We start from the raw sequence: 20,728 nt of genomic DNA, 5'->3' as shown, positions 1-20,728 counted from the left end.
AGGCAAGGAACGGCTTTCCATCGAATTCGTTCCGCAAGATGATCGTCCGGGGCGACCGGCCGGAGGCATGAGTCGATGATCACCGAGATCGAGGATTTCTTCGCGAAAGGCTGCGGCCGCTGCCCGCGCTTTGCGACACCCGACTGTTCGACCCGCCACTGGGCGCCGGGCCTTGCCGTGCTACGGCGCCTCTGCCTTGCAGCGGGGCTGGAGGAACGGGTCAAATGGGGCCATCCCTGCTACATGCACGCGCGCCGCAACATCGCGCTGATCGGCGCCTTTCGCGGCGACTTCCGCCTGACCTTCTTCAACGCCGCCCTGATGAAGGACCCCGAGCGGGTGCTGGAACCCTCCGGCCCGAACAGCCGCCACCCCGACCTGATCCGCTTCACCGAGAACGGTGAACCCGACGCCCGCGCCGCCATCATCGCCGCGTATCTGAAGGAGGCGATGAGCTATGCCGAAGCAGGCTTGAAGCCACCCCGCGATACAAGCACGCCCGACCTGCCCGAAGACCTGCTCGAGGCGCTCGACGCCGACCCCGCACTGGCCGAAGCCTTCCAGGCCCTCACGCCCGGCCGGCAGAAAAGCTACGTCATCGCCCTCGCCTCCGCCAAACGCCCCGAGACCCGCCGCGCCCGCATTCTGTCGTGGCGCGAGAGGATCATTGCGGGCAAGGGGGCGCAGGAGCGGTAGGGCCGAAATGGAAAGATGGAATTTACCTTGAAACCGCTTCGGCCCAGCTATGCGTGTCGGCTTTGAGTCCAAGGTGCATGATTGTGCAGACGCAGAATCCCAGTCAAAATTGGTGTATGAACTGTGATATCCGAACTCGCGAAGCATCGGCCGATGACGCTGAGGCATTGCTGACGCCCTATGATTTTCTGTCATCTGACAATGAGAGATGCCCGCTCGAACTAGCGAAAGCGAATATCTCCAAGATCAGCCGGATTGATGGCAGTGCTGTGCTTTTGGGCGAGATTAACGGCGTGGCTTTGACGACATGCACGCTTATCGTAGTTCCAAATTTATCAAGGGGCGGAAGGCCCTATGCGGTCATTGAGAATGTGGTCACGCATCGTAACCACCGAGGAAAAGGGCTTGGCAAGGCTATTCTCGATGCGGCGTGTGAACGCGCTTGGAACTATGAGTGCTACAAAGTCATGCTGAGTACAGGATCGACACGGCCTGCCACCTTGTCTTTCTATGAAAGCGCAGGTTTCGAACAATCGAGAACCGGTTTTCAAAAGCGACGACTGCCAAAGCGCCAAGAGGAAACCAGCTGAGCCGAACGGCAGCTTCGTCCGCATCGTTACCATCCCCAACCCGGACGCAAAAACAAAACGGGCCGCGCAAGGGCGGCCCGTTCCGATAGTCCTCGCAGCTGAAAGGCTCAGCCGACCAGCTCAAGGCCCGAGAAGAAGAAGCCGATCTCGCGCGCGGCCGAAGCCGGGCTGTCGGAGCCGTGGACCGAGTTCTCGCCCTTCGACAGGGCGAAGAGCTTGCGGATCGTGCCGTCGGCGGCCTGTGCGGGATCGGTCGCGCCCATCACTTCGCGGTTCCTGGCGATCGCGCCCTCGCCTTCCAGCACCTGCACGACGACCGGCTCGGACGCCATGAACGCGCACAGTTCGCCATAGAAGGGGCGTTCCTTGTGCTCGGCATAAAAGGCGCCCGCCTGCGCCATCGACAGATGGATGCGCTTCGAAGCGACGACGCGCAGGCCCGCGTCCTCGAACTTGGCGACGATGGCGCCGGTCAGGTTGCGCTTGGTGGCGTCGGGCTTGATGATGGAGAGGGTGCGTTCGGTGGCCATGTCGGTCTCATCTGATTGGGGGCGCGGCGGCCCGGGACTTGGATGGCGCGCGCCCTAGCACGGGTCGGGCTGGAAGGGAAGCCGCTTGGGGGCGCCGCCCCCAAACCCCCGGGATATTTGCGTCAGAATGAAAGGGCAGAGCTTTTCGGGTCCGCCCGCCTCTGCTAAGGCGCGCCCATGCTCAGGATTTCCGACATCAGCTATTCGGTCGAGGGGCGCCCTTTGTTCGAGGGCGCCTCGGCCACCATCCCGACCGGTCACAAGGTGGGGCTCGTCGGCCAGAACGGCACGGGCAAGACCACGCTCTTCCGGCTGATCCGGGGCGACCTTGCGCTGGAGGGCGGCGAGATCGCCCTGCCCTCGCGCGCCAAGATCGGCGGCGTGGCGCAGGAGGTGCCATCCTCTTCGACCTCGCTTCTCGATACGGTTCTGGCGGCAGACACCGAGCGCGCGGCGCTCATAGCCGAAGCCGACCATGCGACCGATCCCCACCGGATCGCTGAAATTCAGCACCGGCTGGCCGATATCGACGCCTGGTCGGCAGAGGGCCGGGCATCCGCGATCCTCCGGGGCCTCGGGTTCGAGCCCGAGGACCAGCTGCGCCCCTGTTCGGATTTCTCCGGCGGCTGGCGGATGCGGGTGGCGCTCGCTGGCGTTCTCTTCGCCCAGCCCGACCTGCTGTTGCTGGACGAACCGACCAACTACCTCGACCTTGAAGGCGCCTTGTGGCTGGAAAGCTATCTCGCGAAATATCCCCATACGGTCATCATCATCAGCCACGACCGCGGCCTTCTGAACCGCGCCGTCGGCTCGATCCTGCATCTTGAGAACCGCAAGCTGACCTACTGGTCGGGCCCCTACGACCAGTTCGCCCGCCAGCGCGCCGAACTGCGCGCGGTGCAGGCGGCAGAGGCGAAGAAGCAGGAGGCGCGGCGGGCGCATCTGCAGAGCTTCGTCGATCGGTTCAAGGCCAAGGCCTCGAAGGCGGTGCAGGCGCAAAGCCGCGTGAAGATGCTGGAAAAGATGCAGCCGATCCTTGCGCCCGAAGAAGCGAAGAAGGTGGTCTTTTCATTCCCCGAGCCCGAAAAACTGTCGCCGCCGATCATAACGATGGAGGGTACCTCGGTCGGCTATGACGGCCCGCCCGTTCTGCGACGCCTCTCGCTCAGGATCGACCAGGACGACCGGATCGCGCTGCTGGGCCGCAATGGCGAGGGCAAGTCGACGCTCTCGAAACTCCTCGCAGGGAAACTCCCCGCGCAGGGCGGAACCTTCACCCGCTCCTCGAAGCTGCGAATCGGCTATTTCGCCCAGCATCAGGTCGACGAACTGCACCTCGACGAAACGCCGCTGCAGCATATCCAGCGCCAGCGGCCCGACGAGGGGCAGGCGAAGCTGCGCGCGCGGCTTGCGGGTTTCGGGCTTGGCGCGGACCAGGCGGAGACTCTGGTCGGGCGCCTCTCGGGCGGCCAGAAGGCGCGGCTGTCGCTCCTGCTGGCGACGCTTGACGCCCCCCACCTGCTTATCCTCGATGAACCCACGAACCACCTCGACATCGAAAGCCGCGAGGCCCTGGTGACGGCGCTGACCGAATATTCCGGCGCGGTGATCCTTGTGAGCCACGACATGCATCTTCTGGGCCTGGTCGCCGACCGGCTGTGGCTGGTGAAGGGGGGCGCGGTCGCGCCCTATGCGCGCGATCTTGAAGACTACCGCAAGGAGCTTCTGGCGGGCGACGAGACGGAAAAGCCCGCCGAGAAGCCGAAGGAAAAGGCGCTCAAACCGTCACGCGAGGCGCTTCTGGCGCTGAAGGCCGAAGTGCGGAAATGCGAGGAACGGCTCGCGAAGCTGAACGAGATGCGCGACCGGCTGGCGGTGAAACTCGCAGATCCCGCGCTCTACGAGCGCCCGGACGAGGCCGTTGTCTGGCAGAAGAAATATGCCGAGGTGATGGAGGGGCTCGACCGGGCCGAGGACCTGTGGATGAAAGCAGCCGAGAAGCTGGAGGCGGCGGAAGCTTGAGCCGTCACTGAAAGCCGAGACTGCCGATGAATCTGCCCGCCTTGCCGGGGTTGCAGTCTGGTCCTAGGCTCGGATAGTCCGCTTCTGAGGTGCCCGCATGCCTTCTCCGCTCGACGGCGTCATCATCCTCGACCTCACGCATGTACTTGCCGGGCCGTTCGCCTCGACGCAGCTGCAGGATTTCGGCGCACGGGTGATCAAGGTCGAGCGGCCGGGCACCGGTGACGATACGCGGGCCTTTCCGCCCTTCCTCCAGGGCGAAAGCGCCTATTTCGCCGCGCTGAACCACGGCAAGCAGTCGATCGCGCTCGACCTGAAGGCCGACGCCGACCGCGCGATCTTCGAGCGGCTTCTGGCGCGGGCGGACGTGGTGCTTGAGAACTTCCGGCCCGGCACGATGGAAGGCCTCGGCTACGGCTGGGAGACATTGCACAGTCGCCATCCCCGCCTGATCTATGGCGCGGTCTCGGGCTTTGGCCATACTGGGCCGGAGGCGGGCAAGCCTGCCTATGACATGGTCGTGCAGGCGCGCGGCGGGGTCATGTCGATCACCGGCGAGGAAAACGGCCCGCCGGTGCGCGTCGGCGCCTCGATCGGCGATATCGTGGCGGGGATGTATCTGGTGCAGGGCGTGCTGGCCGCCCTCCTCGCGCGCCTCAAGACCGGCCGGGGCGCCAAGATCGATATTTCCATGCTCGACGCCCAGATCGCCATTCAGGAACATGCGCTTGCGATCACCACCGCGACCGGAACGGCCCCCGGCCGCACCGGTGCGCGCCATCCGACGATCACGCCCTTCTCGACCTTCCGCGCATCGGACGGGTTCTTCGTGATCGCGGCGGGGAACGATGCGCTCTTTGCCCGTCTGGCTGCGGTGCTCGGCGATCCGGTGCTGGCCGCGGACCCGCGCTTTGCCACCAACGCGGCGCGCTGCGAGAATGTCCATCTTCTGAAGCGCCGGATCGAGGCGATCACGCTGGAACGCACCAGCGCCCAGTGGATCGCGGCGCTGGAGGCGGCGGGCGTGCCGACGGGGCGCGTGCAGGACATGGCCGAGGCGTTGGCCGATCCGCAGGTTCTGGCGCGCAACATGGTCCTTCCGGTCGCCGCGGAGCCGGGCAGGCCCGGCTTCGTGGCGGCGGGCAATCCGGTGAAGATGTCAGGAGTGCCCGAGCCCGCCGCACGCGCGGCCGCGCCACGGCTCGACGGCGACCGCGCGGCGATCCTCGGCTGGCTGGACGGGAGGCAGGGCTGATTTCGTCGCCTTCGGCGCCGACCCGCCGGGGAGGCTCTGCCTCCCCGGACCCCTCCGGAGTATTTGGGCAAAGAAGAAGGAGGGATCCCCGGCTCAGTGCCTGACCATCACATGGCGGACGACCGAATAATCCTCGATCGCATAGGTCGACAGGTCCTTGCCGTAGCCCGACTGCTTCAGTCCGCCATGCGGCATTTCATTGACCAGCATGAAATGGGTGTTGATCCAGGTGCAGCCATAGCGGAGCCGTGCCGCCGTCTCCATCGCGCGACCCACGTCGCGGGTCCAGACCGAGGAGGCGAGGCCATAGTCGCCCTCGTTCGCCCAGGCCACCGCCTGATCGACGTCCGAAAAGGGCGTGACCGACACGACGGGGCCGAAGACCTCGCGCCGCACGATCTCGTCTTCCTGGCGGGCGCCGGCGATGACGGTGGGCTGGTAATAGAAGCCGCCCTGCCCCATCGCGGCCCCGCCGGTAGTGATCTCGACATGCGACAGTTCGCGGGCGCGTTCGACGAAGCTCGCCACCCGGTCGCGCTGGCGCATCGAAATGAGCGGGCCGATCTCGTTCACCGTGTCGTCGTCCTGACCGATGGCGATGGTGCCGACGGCGGACGTCAGGTCGGCGACGAGCTTGTCATAGACCTTCTTGCCTGCGTAGACCCGGCAAGCCGCGGTGCAGTCCTGCCCGGCGTTGTAATAGCCGAAGGCGCGCAGCCCCTCGACGACCGCGCCCAGGTCGGCATCGTCGAAGACGACGACCGGTGCCTTGCCGCCGAGTTCCAGATGGGTGCGCTTGACCGATTTCGACGCGGCGACCAGCATCTTCTTGCCGGTGGCCACATCGCCGGTCAGCGAGATCATGTCGACGCCGGGATGGTTGATGAGGTAACTCCCCACCGTCTCGCCCCGGCCCGGGACGATGTTCACGACGCCCTCGGGCAGCAGGCCCGCAAGCGTGCGGGCGAGTTTCAGCGCGGTCAGCGGCGTCTGTTCGGATGGCTTGAAGACGATGGTGTTGCCCGCGCCGATGGCCGGGGCAAGCTTCCAGGCCATCATCATCAGGGGATAGTTCCAGGGCGCGATCGAGGCGACGACACCCACCGCATCGCGGCGGATCATCGAGGTGTGGCCCGCGAGATATTCGCCCGCCACCGCCCCATGCTGGACGCGGACGGCGCCCGCGAAGAAGCGGAAGCAATCGACGACGGCCGGGATCTCGTCACCCCGCGCGGCATTGATCGGCTTGCCGCAGTTCAGGGCCTCGAGCGCCGCGAAAGCGTCGGCGTCGGCCTCGATCGCGTCGGCGATCCTGTGGAGCGCGGCCGACCGGTCTGCAGGCGTCGTGCGCGACCAGGTCTCGAAGGCCCTGCGCGCGGCGGCGACCGCCCGGTCGATCTGGTCGGTCGAGGCCTCGGGCACCTCGAGGATCAGGGCGCCGGTCCGCGGGTTCAGCACCTTTTCCGCTGTCTCATGCCCCGCCTCCAGCGCGGCGCCGATCAGAAGCGACGTATCGAAATCCCTGGTCATGGGTCGGGGTCCTTTCATTTGCCGCCGCCCGCCGTCTCTTCGGCGCCGGAGGTCAGGTAATAGGCTGCGAGGATGGGCAGGAAGGTCGCCATGAAGACGACGATGGCGACGACATTGGTGACGGGGCGCTGGCGCGGGCGGACAAGCTCGTCCAGCATCCAGATCGGCAGGGTCTTGGCCGCGTTGCCGGTGCCTGCGGTGAAGGTGGTGACGATCACCTCGTCGAAGGAAAGCGCGAAGGCGAGCATGCCCCCCGCGAGAAGCGCGGTGCCGAGATTGGGCAGGATCACGAAGCGGAAGGTCTGGAAGGCGTTGGCGCCGAGGTCGGCGGATGCTTCCAGCATCGAGGAGCCCAGGCGACGAAAGCGCGCGACGGCGTTGTTATAGACGATGACGATGCAGAAGGTCGCGTGGCCGAGCATGATCGTCCACATCGAGAAGGGAATGTCGGCGACGGCGAAGGCCGAGCGCAGCGACATGCCGGTGATGATGCCGGGAAGGGCTATGGGCAGGATGACGAGAAGCGAGATCGTGTCGCGGCCGAAGAACCTGGCCCGCGCCATCGCGGCGGCACAGAGCGTGCCGAGAATGAGCGCGAGGCAAGAGGCGATCGTGGCGACCTTGACGGACAGCCAGAGCGGCGGCCAGATGTCGGCACGGTTCCAGGCGACGCCGAACCATTCGGTGGTCAGGCCGGGCGGCGGGAACTGGTAGCTCTTCTCCTCGGTCGTGAAGGCATAGAGGAAGATCAGAAGGATCGGCAGGTGGAGGAACAGCAAGCCGCCGATGGCACCCGCGGTGAGGATAAAGGGAGGACGGTCAGAGCGCATCGAAGGCCCCCAGACGGCGCGCGATGGCCAGATAGACGAGCATGATCAGGATCGGAATTACCGCGAAGGCGGCGGCGAGCGGGATGTTCCCGGCGGTACCTTGCAGCGAATAGACCGCCATGCCGATGAAATTTGCCGAATTGCCGATGATCTGAGGGATGATGTAATCGCCCAAGGTCAGCGAGAAGGTGAAGATCGAGCCCGCGATGATGCCCGGCAGCGCGAGCGGCAGAGTGACGCTCCAGAGCGTGCGGAGGCCCCCGGCGCCGAGATCGGCCGAGGCTTCCAGCATCGATTTCGGCACCCGCTCCAGCGAAGCCTGCATCGGCAGGATCATGTAGGGCAGCCAGACATAGACGAAGACGGTGAAGGTGCCGATGAAGGAAGTGGAGAGCGAATTGCCACCGATGACCGGGATCGAAAGGACCGCGTCAAGCAGACTGCCCGCGCCGATGCCGTTCGCCGCCCAGGTAACGATCCCTTCCTTTGCGAGGATCAGCTTCCACGCGTAGACCTTGACCAGATAGGAGGACCACAAGGGCAGCATGACGCCGAGATAGAAGACTGCCTTCCAGCGGCCTTTTGCGAAGCGTGCGGCATAGAAGGCAATGGGAAATGCCAACACGGCCGACGCCAGCGTCACGGCCGCTGCCATGGTCACGGTGCGCAGTATGATGTCGTAGTTCTGGGGAAGCAGCAGCTCGCCATAGGTCTTCAGCGTGAATTCCCGCACGACCACGCCCGAGAACGGGTCGATCGAATAGAAGCTCTGCCACAGAAGCGCGATGAGCGAGCCGACATAGACAACGCCAAGCCACAGAAGCGGCGGCGCCAGAAGCAGCGCGAGCAGGATGCCCGGCCGCTTCCAGAAAAGCGCCGTCAGCCGTTCGGCAATCTCTCGCGCGGGGGTGGGCTGCGAGGAGGCGGGCATCATTCCTTCTCCATCAGGTGAAGGGACTGGACCTGCCAGCCGAGGCCCACCTCCTCGCCCACGGCCGGGACGGCGGCCCCGGCGGGGATCTGGGCGGCCAGTTCGTGGCCGCCGCAATCAAGTACAACCCGTGTCGCGGCGCCGAGGTATCGCAAGCCGGTGACGCGGCCGCGCACCGTGCCGCCCTGCCCGGGGTCCAGCCGGATCGCCTCGGGCCTGAGGCTCGCCCAGCGGGCCGGGCCGCCGAACCGTTGGGTCTGATCGGGCGGCAGGACGTTCGAGCAGCCGACGAAATCGGCGACGAACCGGTTGGCGGGCTGTTCGTATATCTCGGCGGGCGTGCCGACCTGCGCCACCCGGCCATCGGCGAAGACCGCGACCCGGTCGGCCATGGAAAGCGCCTCGCCCTGATCATGGGTGACGAAGACGAAAGTGATGCCAAGCCTTTGCTGCAGGCTTTTCAGTTCGTCCTGCATCGCCTCGCGCAGCTTCAGGTCGAGCGCACCGAGAGGTTCGTCGAGAAGCAGCACCTTCGGCTCGTTCACCAGCGCCCGGGCAAGCGCCACCCGCTGGCGCTGGCCGCCGGAAAGCTGCGCGGGCTTGCGCTCGCCGAACCCGTCGAGATGGACAAGCGCCAGCATCTCTTCCGCCTTGGCATGGCGGGCGGATCGTCCCACGCCCTTGACCATCAGCCCGTAGGCTACATTGTCGCGCACGTTCATGTGGGGAAAGAGCGCGTAGTCCTGAAAGACCGTGTTCACATTGCGCCGGTTCGGCGGCACCGCGCCGCTCGCCTCACCGAAGATGCGGATCTCGCCCGCCGTCGGGCTCTCGAACCCCGAAATCAGCCTGAGGCAGGTGGTCTTGCCCGACCCCGACGGCCCGAGCATGGCGAAGAACGAGCCTTCCTCGATCGTGAGGTCGACCTTGTCGACGGCCTTCACCGCACCGAAATGGCGCGAGACGGAGCGGAATTCGACGGCAGGGATCATGGGCACGGTCCGGATGCAGGAAAAAAGCGCCCCGGACCGCGTCCGGCGCGTCAGGCTGTAGGATGGGCAATATTGCCCATCCTACGGGTTCAAAGCTCAGCGTCCGCCGATCACGCCGATATAGTCCGACACCCAGCGATAGTAGGGCACGCAGGCGCCCTCGCCCTGGCTGCAATTGGCGACCGGCGTTGTCCAGAAGCGGATCTTGTCGAAATCATCCAGACCGTTCGCCGTGCAGCCCTCGACGGTCTGCATGCCCGACCCGTCGGTGCAGGAGGCGGGCGTCACCGGGACCGACCCGAACCAGACCGACAGGTCGGATTGCAGATTCGAGGACAACGTATGTTCCATCCACTTGTAGGCGCAGTTCGGATGCTTGGCGTCGGTCGCCAGCATCGTCGTGTCGGCCCAGCCCGTCGCACCCTCTTCCGGGATCGTCGAGGCGACCGGCTGGCCCTCGCCCGCCAGAAGCCCGACCTGGAACGGCCAGGAGCCGGAGGCGACGACGCCCTCGTTCTTGAAATCGTCGATCTGGATGAAGGCGTCATGCCAGTAGCGGCCGACCAGTTCGCGCTGCTGACGCAGAAGGTCGAGCGCCGCCTTGTACTGATCCTCGTTCAGCTCGTAAGGCGAGGTGATGCCGAGTTCCGGCTTGTGCGCCATCAGGTACTGCGCGGCGTCGGCGATATGGATCGGCCCGTCATAGGCCTGCACGCGGCCCTTGTTCGACTTGCCGTCCGGCAGGGTCTGCTCCTCGAACACCACCGACCAGCTCTTCGGCGCCTCGGGGAAGGTCTGGGTATTGTACATCAGCACGTTCGGCCCCCACTGGTAGGGCACGCCATAATGCGTGCCATCCACTGTGAACCAGGCGCCGTTCTGCAGCCGCTCGTCGATCTTCGACCAGGAAGGGATGAGGTCGGTGTTGACCGCCTGAACGCGCCCGCCCGCAACCAGCCTGAGCGAGGCGTCGCCCGAGGCGGTGACAAGGTCGAAGCCCCCCTCGTTCATCAGCGCGACCATCTCGTCGGACGTATTCGCCGTCTTGACCGAGACCTTGCAGCCCGTCGCCTCCTCGAACTTCGTCACCCAGTCATAGGCCTTGTCTGTCTCGCCCCGCTCGATATAGCCCGGCCAGGCGACGATGGAGAGTTCACCCTCGCCGTCGCCCACCGCCGTCATCTGTGCGACAGCGGCATTTGATGCCGCAAACGCAAGGATCGTGGTGGAAATCAGGATCTTTTTCATCAGCCGTCTCCCTGTTTGCCCGGGTCGCTCACATAAGCCCGAGCTGTTTGTAGAAACCAAGCGCGTCGTAGTAATCCGCCTGGTGCGCGATCTTGCCGCCCTCGATCCGGAAGACCGAGGCGCCGTGGAAACTGAAGCTCTTGCCGGTTGCCTCAGTGCCGTCCGCCCAGGCACCGCTGTTGGTACCCGAGAAAGTCCATTCGAAGGCGACCGCATCGCCCGCGACGATCGGATCGCCGTCCATCGCCCAGACCGCATCCGGCGCGGCGTTCAGGAAAGCGTCGATCACCTGGGTTTTCGCCGCTTCCCTGCCCTCGACCGGCGTACCGACCGAGGCGTCGTAATAGCTGCCGTTGTCGGCGAAGAATTCCGCCGCCGCCGCACCGTCATGGGCATTCCAGGCGGCGAGATAGCCGGTGACGACCGACAGCGCATCCTGCGCGAAGGCGCCGGTGGACAACAGGCAGGCGCCGACGACAGCGGCGGCGCGGAACGACTGCGAAATGAAGCTCATCTTTTCCCCCAGGATGTAACGGGCGCATCTGGCGCCCCCAGACATCGCCGAAAGTCTGCGCCCGCCAAGGATCAATCGCAATATCAAAACAAAGAACGGAGAAATCGGTTTTTCCGATGGGTGCGGGCGCCTTGCATAAGCGAGGAGAGCGCGCAGGGCTCGACGAGCGGCCTGCCCGCGGCGCCTCAGCGCTCCGGCACCGCGCTTTGCGCCGCACGGATGAAATTCCGTGCCACCTGCGACAGCGGCGCGCCCTTGCGCCAGACCAGCCCCACCTGCACCGACGGCAGATCGCCCGACACGTCGCGGATTTCGATCCGGTCGCCCTCCAGAGACCAGGGCCGGTAGACGAGCGAGGGCAGAAGCGCCACCCCCGCCCCGGTCGCGACCAGCGACCGCACCGCCTCGACCGACCGGGTGCGGAAGGCGATGTCGGGCTTGACCGACAGGGCCGCCATCAGTCGCCGCGTCGATTCCTCGATCTCGTCCACGGTCAGCACGATCAGCTGCTCGCCCGCCAGATCGTCAAGCGTGATCGCTTCTGCCTCGTTCAGCCGGTGCCCCGTGGGCAGCCACAGCCGATAGGGCGAGACCAGAAGCGATTCCACCTGCATCGCCGCCCGGTCACGGATGGAAGAGGTCAGGACGACCGCCACATCCAGTTCGCCGCCGATCAGAAGATGCTGCAGATAGTCGGCATTGTCCTCGACCGCCGTGACCTCGACCTTGGGGAAGGCGCGGCGGAAACGCGAGAGAATGTCAGACAGAACATAGCCCGCGACCAGCGAGGTGACGCCCAGCGACAAAGCGCCGCCCAGATCGCCGGTTTCCTCGCGAAAGGCCATGCGCGCGGTCGAGACATCGGCAAGGATCTGGGTGGCGTGACGCAGGAAGAGCGACCCCTTGTGCGTCAGTTCCAGCCCCCGCGCCTTCCTCTCGAAAAGCGTGACGCCCAGATCGTCCTCCAGCGCCTGGATCGCCTCGGTCACCGAGGATTGAGAGATCGACAGCGCCCGCGCAGCACCCGAGACCGAGGCCTGTCCGGCGGCGGCGACGAAGAACTGCAACTGGCGGAGCGTGAAGGCCATCGGTCACGCCGCCCAGTCGAGGGGCGCGGGCAGCCCACCCGCGGCATAGTCGATCCTCAGGACACGCCTCGTGGTCGCCACGCGCGCCGGGCGCGAGCGATGGAGCGTCAGCATGTGAAGCACCAGAATGTCGCCAGGCGCGCCAAGGCAGACTCCTGCGCATGGTCCGCCGCGCGCGCTTCCGCCTCGCTGTCGCGCACGGCCCCCGCCAGATGGCTGCCGACCGCGATCTCCATCGGGCCATTGTCGGCATGAGCCGGATCGACGTGCAGCCGCACAAAGAACATGCCCTGCAGAAGCGCCAGCGGCGGCTCGCAATGCCAAGTGCCACCCTTGCAGGACCAGTTGCCATAGCCCGGCACCTCATGCCGCCCCCTGACGGCAATTATTCGGTCCTGATGCCAGGGCGCGCCCCAGTTTGCCTTCGCGCCTTTGTCGAAGGCGACCGCACGCACCGCCCGTGCCTTACCCACCACGGGTGCAAGCGCCCGGGCAAGCGGCGCGCCGGGCGCGAAGGCCTCGTCCAGATCAAGCCGCGCGCCGGGCCTGCCATCCTGTGCGAAACAGCGAACGAACGATTCGACCTCCGAAGCCGACAGCGCGGCGCGCAGCCACAGCCGTCCGGTTTTCTCAAAGTCCTGGGCAAGGTCCGACATGCGCCGAGATTGACCGCTGTTGCGCCGCTGTCAACCGGGCGGGATATCTGTAGGTTACCACGAATTTCCGCCCGCGCTCCGTTGCGCCGGGCAGCGGTCCGTGATTGTAACAGTTTTATGACATTTCCGGTGACCCACTGAGTCGAAAGGATCCGCGCCCCATGCCCGAAACCTCGCCGCTGCTCTTCGTACTCCATGTCGCCGGGGCCGCCGCCCTTCTCATCTGGGCGGTCCGGCTGGTCAGGACGGGGGTCGAGCGGGGCTGGGCCGTCCAGCTGCGCGCCTGGCTGAGACGGGGCGGCCAGAACCGGATTGCGGCGGCGCTCGCCGGAACCGGCGCGGCGGTGGTGCTGCAAAGTTCGACGGCGGTCGCGATCCTCACCTCGAATTTCGTCGCGGCCGGAACGCTTGCAGCGACGGCGGGCCTCGCCGTCCTTCTCGGCGGCGATCTCGGCTCGGCCATCGTCGCCCAGCTCCTTGTCGCTCGCGCCGACTGGCTTGTACCCGTCCTTCTGGTCGGCGGTGTCGCGATATTCCAGAAGTCCACCGCGCGCGAATGGCGGATGGCGGGTCGGGTGCTGATCGGGCTTGCGCTGATCTTCGTCTCGCTCTCGATGATCCGCGACGCAACCGAGCCCCTGCGCGAGGCCAAGGGCGTGATGGCGGCGCTTGCCTATCTGGGCGGCGATCCCCTGACTGCCTTCGCGCTCGGCGCGCTTTTCGCCTGGGCGGTCCATTCCTCGGTCGCGGCCGTCCTTCTCTTCGTGACGCTTTCGGCCTCGCATGTCCTGCCGGTCAGCGCCGGGGCGGCGATGGTGCTTGGCGCCAATCTCGGCGGCTCCTTCATCGCCTTCATGCTGACGCTCGGCTCCGACATCGCGGCGCGGCGGGTGGTGATGGCGAACCTGATCGTGCGCGGGGGCGGCGCGCTTCTGGCGCTTCTCGCCCTGTCGATGCTGCAACTGCCGCTCGACGCGATCGGCGCCAGCCCCGCGCGGCAGGTCATCAACCTGCACCTCCTTTTCAACCTCGCCATCCTGCTTCTGGCCCTTCCCTTCACCGGCCCGCTGATGAAGATCGCCGACCGGCTGGTCGCGCCGCCCGCCCAGCCCGCGCACCTCGACCGTGTCAGCGCACTCGACCCCGCCGCTCTCGCCACCCCCGGCCGCGCGCTCGCCTGCGCCGCGCGTGAGATCCTTCAGATGGGCGAACAGGTCGAGGCGATGCTGCGCGCGGTCACCGGCCTTTATTCCGCCTGGGACGCAATCGCCGCCGAAGCGATCCGCCGCAAGGAAGAGGAGGTCGACCGAATCCACCTTGATGCCAAGCTCTACCTGGCCAAGCTGCAGCGCGCCGACATCAGCGACGAGATGCGCCACAAGGCGCTCGACCTCGCCGAAATGGCGGTCAACCTTGAAACCGCAGGCAACGTGATCAGCCAGACCATGCTCACACTCGCCCAACGACTGGATCAGGATGGCCTGAGCTTCTCCGAAACCGGCCAGCGAGAGATCGCCGATTTCCACGACCGTGTCCTGTCGAACGCGCAGGCGGCGCTCAACGTGCTGATGACGCTCAATCCCGACGCAGCCCGCGCGCTGGTCGAGGAAAAGGACCATGTGCGCGACATCGAACAGGCGCTGCAACGCTCGCACCTCGAACGGCTGAAGGAGGGCCGCACCGAGTCGATCGAAACCTCGAACATCCATCAGGAAACGCTCCGCGCGCTCAAGCAGGTGAACACTTCCTTCACCCAAGTCGCCTATCCGATCCTGTCGGAAACCGGCGACCTTCTGTCGAGCCGCCTTACCCGGGCGAAAGGCTGACGGGAGGGGCGGCTCATCGCCCCTTGCAGGGCTCTTCGCCGGGCAACCAAAGCGAGGAAAGCCGCAAGGCTTGACGAGCGGCCCATATGTCCAGACATAACCATTGCATTGCGCCCCCGCCGCGCCGAACATCAGAGTGAGGCGAATGGGGACAGGCATGATTCTGCGGGAACCGGAACTGGACAGGTCGCCGAAGGTCTCCGACGAGGTCCGCCAGACGACCTGTTACATGTGTGCCTGCCGCTGCGGGATCAATGTGCATCTGAAGTCGGGCAAGGTCAGCTATATCGAGGGCAACCGCGACCATCCGGTGAACAGGGGCGTACTTTGCGCCAAAGGCGCGTCCGGCATCATGCAGGTGACCGCGCCCTCGCGGCTCCGCGCGCCCTTACGACGCGTTGGCCCCCGAGGATCGGGGGCCTTCGAGGAGATTTCCTGGGACGAGGCGCTTGGCCTTGCCGTCCAGTGGCTCGGCCCCCTGCGCGCCACGGCGCCGGAAAAGCTCGCCTTCTTCACCGGCCGCGACCAGAGCCAGAGCTTCACCAGCTTCTGGGCACAGAATTTCGGCACGCCGAACTATGCCGCGCACGGCGGTTTCTGTTCGGTCAACATGGCGGCGGCGGGCATCTACACGATGGGCGGCGCCTTCTGGGAATTCGGCCAGACCGACTGGGACCGGACGCGGCTTTACGTGATGTTCGGTGTGGCCGAGGATCATGATTCGAACCCGATCAAGATGGGCATCGGCAAGCTGAAGGCCCAGGGCGGGCGCTTCCTGTCGGTCAATCCGGTCCGCACCGGCTATAGCGCGGTGGCCGACGACTGGTACGGGATCACGCCGGGCACCGACGGCCTCCTGATCCTCGCGCTCATCCACGAGCTTCTTCTGGCAGGCCAGATCGACCTCGACTACCTCGCTCGTTACACGAACGCCCCCTGCCTGATCGACGAGACCGAGGGCGAGGAGAAAGGCCTTCTGATCCGCGACGAACTGGGAAAGCCCATCGTCATCGACCGCGCGACCGGCCAGCCCGCGCCCTACGACCAGCCGGGCGCGCGGCCTGATCTGGGCGCCACCTGGAAAGGTTGCCGGACCGTCTTTCAGCATATGGCGGAACGCTACCTTGCCCCCGAACATGCGCCGGAGGCGGTGGCCGAGCGCTGCGGCATTCCCGCCCCGCGCATTCGCGCGCTTGCCGCCGAGATCGCCGACGCCGCCTTCAACCATCCCGTCACCATCGACCAGCCCTGGACCGACTTCCGCGGCGAGCGGCACGAAAGGATGGTCGGCCGCCCCGTCAGCTTCCATGCGATGCGCGGCATTTCGGCCCATGCCAACGGCTTTCAGACGGCGCGCGCGCTGCATGTCCTGCAGATCCTTCTGGGGTCCGTCGAGGTGCCGGGCGGCTTCCGCTTCAAGCCGCCCTACCCCAAGCCCGCCCATGCCCATCCCACGCCGCACAGCTATTTCATGCCCGGCCGCCCGCTCGATGGCCCGCACCTGGGCTTTCCGCAGGGCCCCGAACATCTGGCGCTGAAGCTCGACGACCAGACGCCCGCCCGCATCGACAAGGGCTTCACCTGGGAAAACCCGCTGTCCTGCCATGGCATGATGCATATGGTCATCTCGAACGCGGTAGCGGGCGATCCCTATCCGATCGACACATTGATGCTTTACATGGCCAACATGGCCTGGAATTCGTCGATGAACACGGCCGAGACCATGGCGATGCTGACCGCCAGGGACGGCAACGGCGACTACAAGATCCCGCGTATCATCTATTCCGACGCCTACGCGAGCGAGATGGTGGCCTATGCCGACCTTGTCCTGCCCGACACGACCTATCTGGAACGCCACGACTGCATCTCGCTTCTCGACCGGCCGATTTCGGAGGCCGACCATGCCGCCGACGCGATCCGCTGGCCGGTCAGCGAACCGGACAGGGACGTGCGCGGCTTCCAGTCGGTGCTGATCGACCTCGGCGGGCGGCTTGGCCTGCCCGGCTTCGTGACCGAGGACGGGCGGCCGAAGTACCGCGATTATGCCGATTATATCGTGCGCCACGAACGCCGCCCCGGCATCGGCGCCTTGATCGGCTGGCGCGGCGACGGCGGGGCGGTGGGGCGCGGCGCAGCCAACCCCAACCAGTTGAACGCCTATATCGCGAGCGGCGGCTTCCACGCAGCCGAAATTCCTCATGAGGCGCGTTTCTTCAAGCCCTGGAACAAGGCCTATCAGGATTGGGCTGTGAGGATGGGCTTCTACGATGTGCCGCAACCCTACCTCTTCCAGCTGTATTGCGAACCGATGCGGCGCTTTCAACTCGCCGCCGAAGGTTATCACGAGCGCCAGCCGCCCGACCATCTGCGCACCCGCATCCGCGCGACGATGGATCCGCTTCCGACCTGGTATCCCGCCGCCGAAAGGGACGCGAGCTTTCCCCTTCACGCCATCACCCAAAGACCGATGGCGATGTATCATTCCTGGGGCTCGCAGAATGCCTGGCTCCGCCAGATCCATGGTCATAATCCCCTGTACCTGCCGACTTCGGTCTGGTCGGCCCAGGGCTTTCAGGATGGAGACTGGGCGCGGGTGACCTCGCCGTCCGGCGAAATCGTGGTCCCGGTCGCCCATATGGCGGCGCTGAATGATCATACGGTCTGGACCTGGAACGCGATCGGCAAGCGCAAGGGGGCATGGGCCCTGTCCGAGGATGCGACAGAGGCGACAAAAGGCTTTCTTCTCAATCACCTGATAGACGAACTTCTTCCAGACCGCGGCGACGGGCGGCGCTGGTCGAATTCCGACCCCGTGACTGGCCAGGCCGCTTGGTTCGACCTGCGGGTGCGGGTCGAGCGGGTGGAGCCGAAGGACATGGCCGAGCCGCAGTTTCCGGTTCTGCCCGGGCAAAATCCTTCGAAGGATTTTGCCAAGGATTTTCGAAAATCCTTGGCATCTGACGGGAAAGGAGCGGCATGACCTCTCTTCCGCCGCCTCCGCAAAAGAAACTCGGCCTCGTCATCGACCTTGACACCTGCGTCGGCTGTCAGGCCTGCGTCACCGCCTGCAAGGGCTGGAACGATCAGGGCTACGGCGCGCCCTTGTCGGATGATGATGCTTACGGATCAGACCCTTGCGGGACGTTCCTCAACCGCGTTCATAGCTATGAGGTTGCGCCCGCCGAGGGTCCCGCCCAGATCGTCAACTTCCCGCGATCGTGCCTGCACTGCGAAACCGCCCCCTGCGTCACCGTCTGCCCCACCGGCGCCTCTTACAAGCGGGCCGAGGATGGAATCGTGCTGGTGAACGAGGATGCCTGCATCGGTTGCGGTCTCTGTGCCTGGGCCTGCCCCTACGGTGCGCGCGAGCTCGATGCCCAGGCAGGGGTGATGAAGAAATGCACATTGTGCGTCGACCGCATTTACAACGACACTCTGCCGGAAGAAGACCGTGTGCCCGCCTGCGTCCGCACCTGCCCGACCGGCGCGCGCCATTTCGGCGATCTTGGCGACCCGGCGAGCGCGGTCAGCCAGCTTGTCGCGGCGCGCGGCGGCTATGAACTGATGCCGGACCTTGGCACGAAGCCGGTCAACCGCTATCTGCCGCCACGGCCCAAGGGCGGGGCGGATGCCGCGCCGCTCGCGCCGCTTCTCGACATCAGGGCCAGCGGCTTCGCCGGATGGCTCGACAGGCTGCTGGAGCGGCTCTGATGCATCCGGCTGCCTCCGTCATCCTCTTCACCACGCTGTCCGGCGCGGGCTTCGGCTTTCTGTTCCTCCTGAACCTCGGTCTCGCAGGCGGCACCGGCCCTGGCGCGCTTGCCGCCTCTCTGCTGGGCGGCTCGTTGGCCGTTGCCGGCCTCCTCGCCTCGACCTTCCATCTGGGAAGGCCCGCGCGGGCGCTGCGCGCCTTTACCCAATGGCGCACCAGCTGGCTGTCGCGCGAGGCCTGGTGTGCCACCGGCGCGCTGATCCTCAGCGCGCCCGTCGCGCTCGGCCGGATGGGCGGCGCGGGACCGGGTCTTCTCGGCGCTGCCGCCGCGCTGCTTGCCGCCGCGACGATCCTGTCAACCGCGATGATCTACGCGCAACTGAAAACCGTGCCTCGCTGGAACCACTGGACGACACCGGTCACCTATGCCGCCTTTGCGCTCGCCGGTGGCGCGATCCTCGCGGGCTGGGGATGGGGTGCGGCGCTCATCTGCCTCGCCCTCGCGATGGTCATGGTTGTTGCCTGGCGCGTGGGCGACCGGCGCTTCGCCGCTGCGGGATCGGGCATCAACGCCGCCACCGGCCTGACGGGGCAGGTACGCCCTTTCGCGGCCCATACTGCGGCAAGCTATGTGACGCGCGAGATGATCTTCCATGTCGGCCGCAAGCACGCCCGGAAACTCCGGCTGATCGCGCTCGTCCTCGCGTGCCTGCTGCCTGCTCTGCTCCTCGCCCTCCTGCCGCCTGGCCCGGTCACGACCGTCACGGCCTTCGCAAGTCACCTGACCGGCACCCTCGTCCAGCGCTGGCTGTTCTTCGCAGAGGCCGAGCATGTGGTGAGCCATTATTACGGGCGCCCGCCCGCGCGCTGACCGGCACCTCATCGCGCCCGGGCGGGCGCTCTTCGGCGGGGACGGCCCAGCGAAGAGGGCCGCAAGGCCGGATGAGCGGCCCGCCCGATTGCCTGCACGCCACACTTGCCCTAACGTCGCCCCGAACATTGCCGAAGGAGGGCCGGATGACGAAGAGCTTGGGGTTCGATACGTTGCAGATACATGCGGGCGCCAAACCCGATCCTGCAACCGGGGCGCGGCAGGTACCGATCTATCAGACGACGGCCTATGTCTTCAAAGATGCAGACCATGCCGCGCGGCTCTTCAACCTGCAGGAAGTGGGCTATATCTATTCCCGCCTGACCAATCCGACCGTTTCGGCCCTGGCCGAGCGGGTCTGCGCGCTGGAAGGCGGTGCGGGCGCGATCTGCTGTTCCTCGGGCCATGCGGCGCAGATCATGGCTTTGTTCCCGCTGATGGGTCCTGGAAAGAATATCGTTGCCTCATCAAGGCTTTACGGCGGGACGATCACGCAGTTCAGCCAGACGATCAAGCGGTTCGGCTGGTCGGCCAAGTTCGTCGATACCGACGATCTGGCTGCCGTGCGCAAGGCCTGCGACAAGAACACCCGCGCGATCTTCTGCGAGACGATCGCCAACCCCGGCGGCTATGTCTCCGACATTCCGGCTCTTGCGAAAATCGCCGACCAGAAGGGCATCCCGCTGATCGTCGACAATACGACCGCCACCCCCTGGCTCTGCCGCCCGATCGAGATGGGCGCGACGCTGGTCGTTCATTCGGCGACCAAGTACCTCACCGGCAACGGCACGGTGACGGGCGGCATCGTGGTGGATTCGGGCAAGTTCGACTGGTCGGCCTCCGACAAGTTCCCCTCGCTCAGCCAGCCCGAGCCCGCCTACCACGGCCTGACCTTCCACCCGACACTCGGCGGGCTCGCCTTCACCTTCCATTCCATCGCCGTCGGGCTGCGCGACCTCGGCATGACCATGAACCCGCAGGGCGCGCATTACACGCTGATGGGGATCGAGACCCTGTCGCTGCGCATGGAGCGGCACGTCAAGAACGCCAGACAAGTCGCTGAATGGCTTGAGAAAGATCCCCGCGTCGAATTCGTGACCTACGCGGGTCTGAAATCCTCGCCCTATTACAAGCGGGCCAGGAAGATCACGCCGAAGGGCGCGGGCGCGCTTTTCACCTTCGCGGTCAAGGGCGGCTACGAGGCCTGCGTGAAGCTTGTCGATAATCTCGCGCTTTTCAGCCATGTCGCGAACCTCGGCGATACCCGCTCGCTCGTCATCCATTCCGCCTCGACCACCCACCGCCAGCTCACGCCCGAACAGCAGGTCGCGGCGGGGGCGGCGCCGAATGTGGTGCGTGTGTCGATCGGGATCGAGGATGCCGACGACATCATCGCCGATCTGGATCAGGCGCTTGCGAAGGCGACGGGCTGAAGGA

Annotated in this window: 18 protein-coding genes; 9 read left to right on the top strand and 9 right to left on the bottom strand. The window is 65.9% G+C overall.

Going from position 1 to position 20,728, the window contains the following annotated elements; translation table 11 throughout:
• Positions 1-75: 75 nt before the first annotated feature.
• Entirely contained in the window at positions 76-696 is a 621-nt protein-coding gene (locus tag P0645_RS03610; RefSeq protein WP_284163187.1) for a YdeI/OmpD-associated family protein, read from the top strand.
• A 116-nt stretch (positions 697-812) separates the two neighbouring features.
• Positions 813-1,286, top strand: coding sequence for a GNAT family N-acetyltransferase (locus tag P0645_RS03605; protein WP_284163186.1), 474 nt, complete (start codon positions 813-815; stop codon positions 1,284-1,286).
• 107 nt (positions 1,287-1,393) lie between these two features.
• Here P0645_RS03605 and ndk read toward each other — a convergent pair whose 3' ends face one another.
• Entirely contained in the window at positions 1,394-1,816 is a 423-nt protein-coding gene (gene ndk, locus P0645_RS03600) for a nucleoside-diphosphate kinase (RefSeq protein WP_284163185.1), read from the bottom strand.
• 177 nt (positions 1,817-1,993) lie between these two features.
• Here ndk and P0645_RS03595 point away from each other — a divergent pair, with 177 nt between their 5' ends.
• Entirely contained in the window at positions 1,994-3,838 is a 1,845-nt protein-coding gene (locus P0645_RS03595; protein WP_284163184.1) for an ABC-F family ATP-binding cassette domain-containing protein, read from the top strand.
• 97 nt (positions 3,839-3,935) lie between these two features.
• Positions 3,936-5,093, top strand: a complete 1,158-nt coding sequence (locus P0645_RS03590; protein WP_284163183.1) for a CaiB/BaiF CoA transferase family protein — start codon at positions 3,936-3,938, stop codon at positions 5,091-5,093.
• A gap of 93 nt (positions 5,094-5,186) precedes the next feature.
• Here P0645_RS03590 and P0645_RS03585 read toward each other — a convergent pair whose 3' ends face one another.
• The 8 genes from P0645_RS03585 to P0645_RS03550 all read right to left on the bottom strand — a co-directional run bounded on the left by P0645_RS03585 (position 5,187) and on the right by P0645_RS03550 (position 12,882).
• The gene (locus P0645_RS03585) at positions 5,187-6,623 is read right to left on the bottom strand and encodes a gamma-aminobutyraldehyde dehydrogenase (RefSeq protein ID WP_284163182.1); all 1,437 of its coding nucleotides are present in this window, start codon (positions 6,621-6,623) and stop codon (positions 5,187-5,189) included.
• 14 nt (positions 6,624-6,637) lie between these two features.
• Positions 6,638-7,453 carry an ABC transporter permease gene (locus P0645_RS03580; protein WP_284163181.1) on the bottom strand — a complete coding sequence of 272 codons (816 nt, stop codon included), beginning with the start codon at positions 7,451-7,453 and terminating at the stop codon, positions 6,638-6,640.
• Positions 7,443-8,387 (bottom strand): ABC transporter permease, encoded by a 945-nt coding sequence (locus P0645_RS03575; protein ID WP_284163180.1) that lies wholly within the window; start codon positions 8,385-8,387, stop codon positions 7,443-7,445. The genes P0645_RS03580 and P0645_RS03575 overlap by 11 nt, the downstream gene beginning before the upstream one ends.
• Positions 8,384-9,376 (bottom strand): ABC transporter ATP-binding protein, encoded by a 993-nt coding sequence (locus tag P0645_RS03570; protein ID WP_284163179.1) that lies wholly within the window; start codon positions 9,374-9,376, stop codon positions 8,384-8,386. The genes P0645_RS03575 and P0645_RS03570 overlap by 4 nt, the downstream gene beginning before the upstream one ends.
• Positions 9,377-9,472: 96 nt before the next feature.
• Positions 9,473-10,624 (bottom strand): ABC transporter substrate-binding protein, encoded by a 1,152-nt coding sequence (locus P0645_RS03565; RefSeq protein ID WP_284163178.1) that lies wholly within the window; start codon positions 10,622-10,624, stop codon positions 9,473-9,475.
• Positions 10,625-10,652: 28 nt separating this feature from the next.
• Positions 10,653-11,138, bottom strand: coding sequence for an ester cyclase (locus P0645_RS03560; protein ID WP_284163177.1), 486 nt, complete (start codon positions 11,136-11,138; stop codon positions 10,653-10,655).
• A 185-nt stretch (positions 11,139-11,323) separates the two neighbouring features.
• On the bottom strand, positions 11,324-12,226 hold the full coding sequence (locus tag P0645_RS03555; RefSeq protein ID WP_284163176.1) for a LysR family transcriptional regulator: 903 nt from the start codon (positions 12,224-12,226) through the stop codon (positions 11,324-11,326).
• A 107-nt stretch (positions 12,227-12,333) separates the two neighbouring features.
• Positions 12,334-12,882, bottom strand: coding sequence for a phytanoyl-CoA dioxygenase family protein (locus P0645_RS03550; RefSeq protein WP_284163175.1), 549 nt, complete (start codon positions 12,880-12,882; stop codon positions 12,334-12,336).
• Between the two features lie 161 nt (positions 12,883-13,043).
• Between P0645_RS03550 and P0645_RS03545 the strand changes: the two genes are divergently transcribed.
• From P0645_RS03545 to P0645_RS03525, 5 genes are all read left to right on the top strand, one after another.
• Positions 13,044-14,708 carry a Na/Pi cotransporter family protein gene (locus P0645_RS03545; protein WP_284163174.1) on the top strand — a complete coding sequence of 555 codons (1,665 nt, stop codon included), beginning with the start codon at positions 13,044-13,046 and terminating at the stop codon, positions 14,706-14,708.
• Positions 14,709-14,865: 157 nt separating this feature from the next.
• Positions 14,866-17,688 carry a molybdopterin oxidoreductase family protein gene (locus P0645_RS03540; RefSeq protein WP_284163173.1) on the top strand — a complete coding sequence of 941 codons (2,823 nt, stop codon included), beginning with the start codon at positions 14,866-14,868 and terminating at the stop codon, positions 17,686-17,688.
• Entirely contained in the window at positions 17,685-18,419 is a 735-nt protein-coding gene (locus tag P0645_RS03535) for a 4Fe-4S dicluster domain-containing protein (RefSeq protein ID WP_284163172.1), read from the top strand. The genes P0645_RS03540 and P0645_RS03535 overlap by 4 nt, the downstream gene beginning before the upstream one ends.
• A complete protein-coding gene (locus P0645_RS03530) occupies positions 18,419-19,291 on the top strand; it encodes a dimethyl sulfoxide reductase anchor subunit family protein (RefSeq protein ID WP_284163171.1) in 873 nt (290 codons plus the stop codon). The genes P0645_RS03535 and P0645_RS03530 overlap by 1 nt, the downstream gene beginning before the upstream one ends.
• 146 nt (positions 19,292-19,437) lie before the next feature.
• Positions 19,438-20,724 carry an O-acetylhomoserine aminocarboxypropyltransferase/cysteine synthase family protein gene (locus tag P0645_RS03525; protein WP_284163170.1) on the top strand — a complete coding sequence of 429 codons (1,287 nt, stop codon included), beginning with the start codon at positions 19,438-19,440 and terminating at the stop codon, positions 20,722-20,724.
• Positions 20,725-20,728: the final 4 nt, after the last annotated feature.

Origin of the sequence: Frigidibacter sp. SD6-1, assembly GCF_030143255.1 — a bacterium.
In the GTDB taxonomy this organism is placed as follows: Bacteria; Pseudomonadota; Alphaproteobacteria; order Rhodobacterales; family Rhodobacteraceae; genus TMP-24.
Note: the sequence above shows the minus strand (reverse complement) of the source record. Positions and strands in the feature narration are given on the sequence as shown.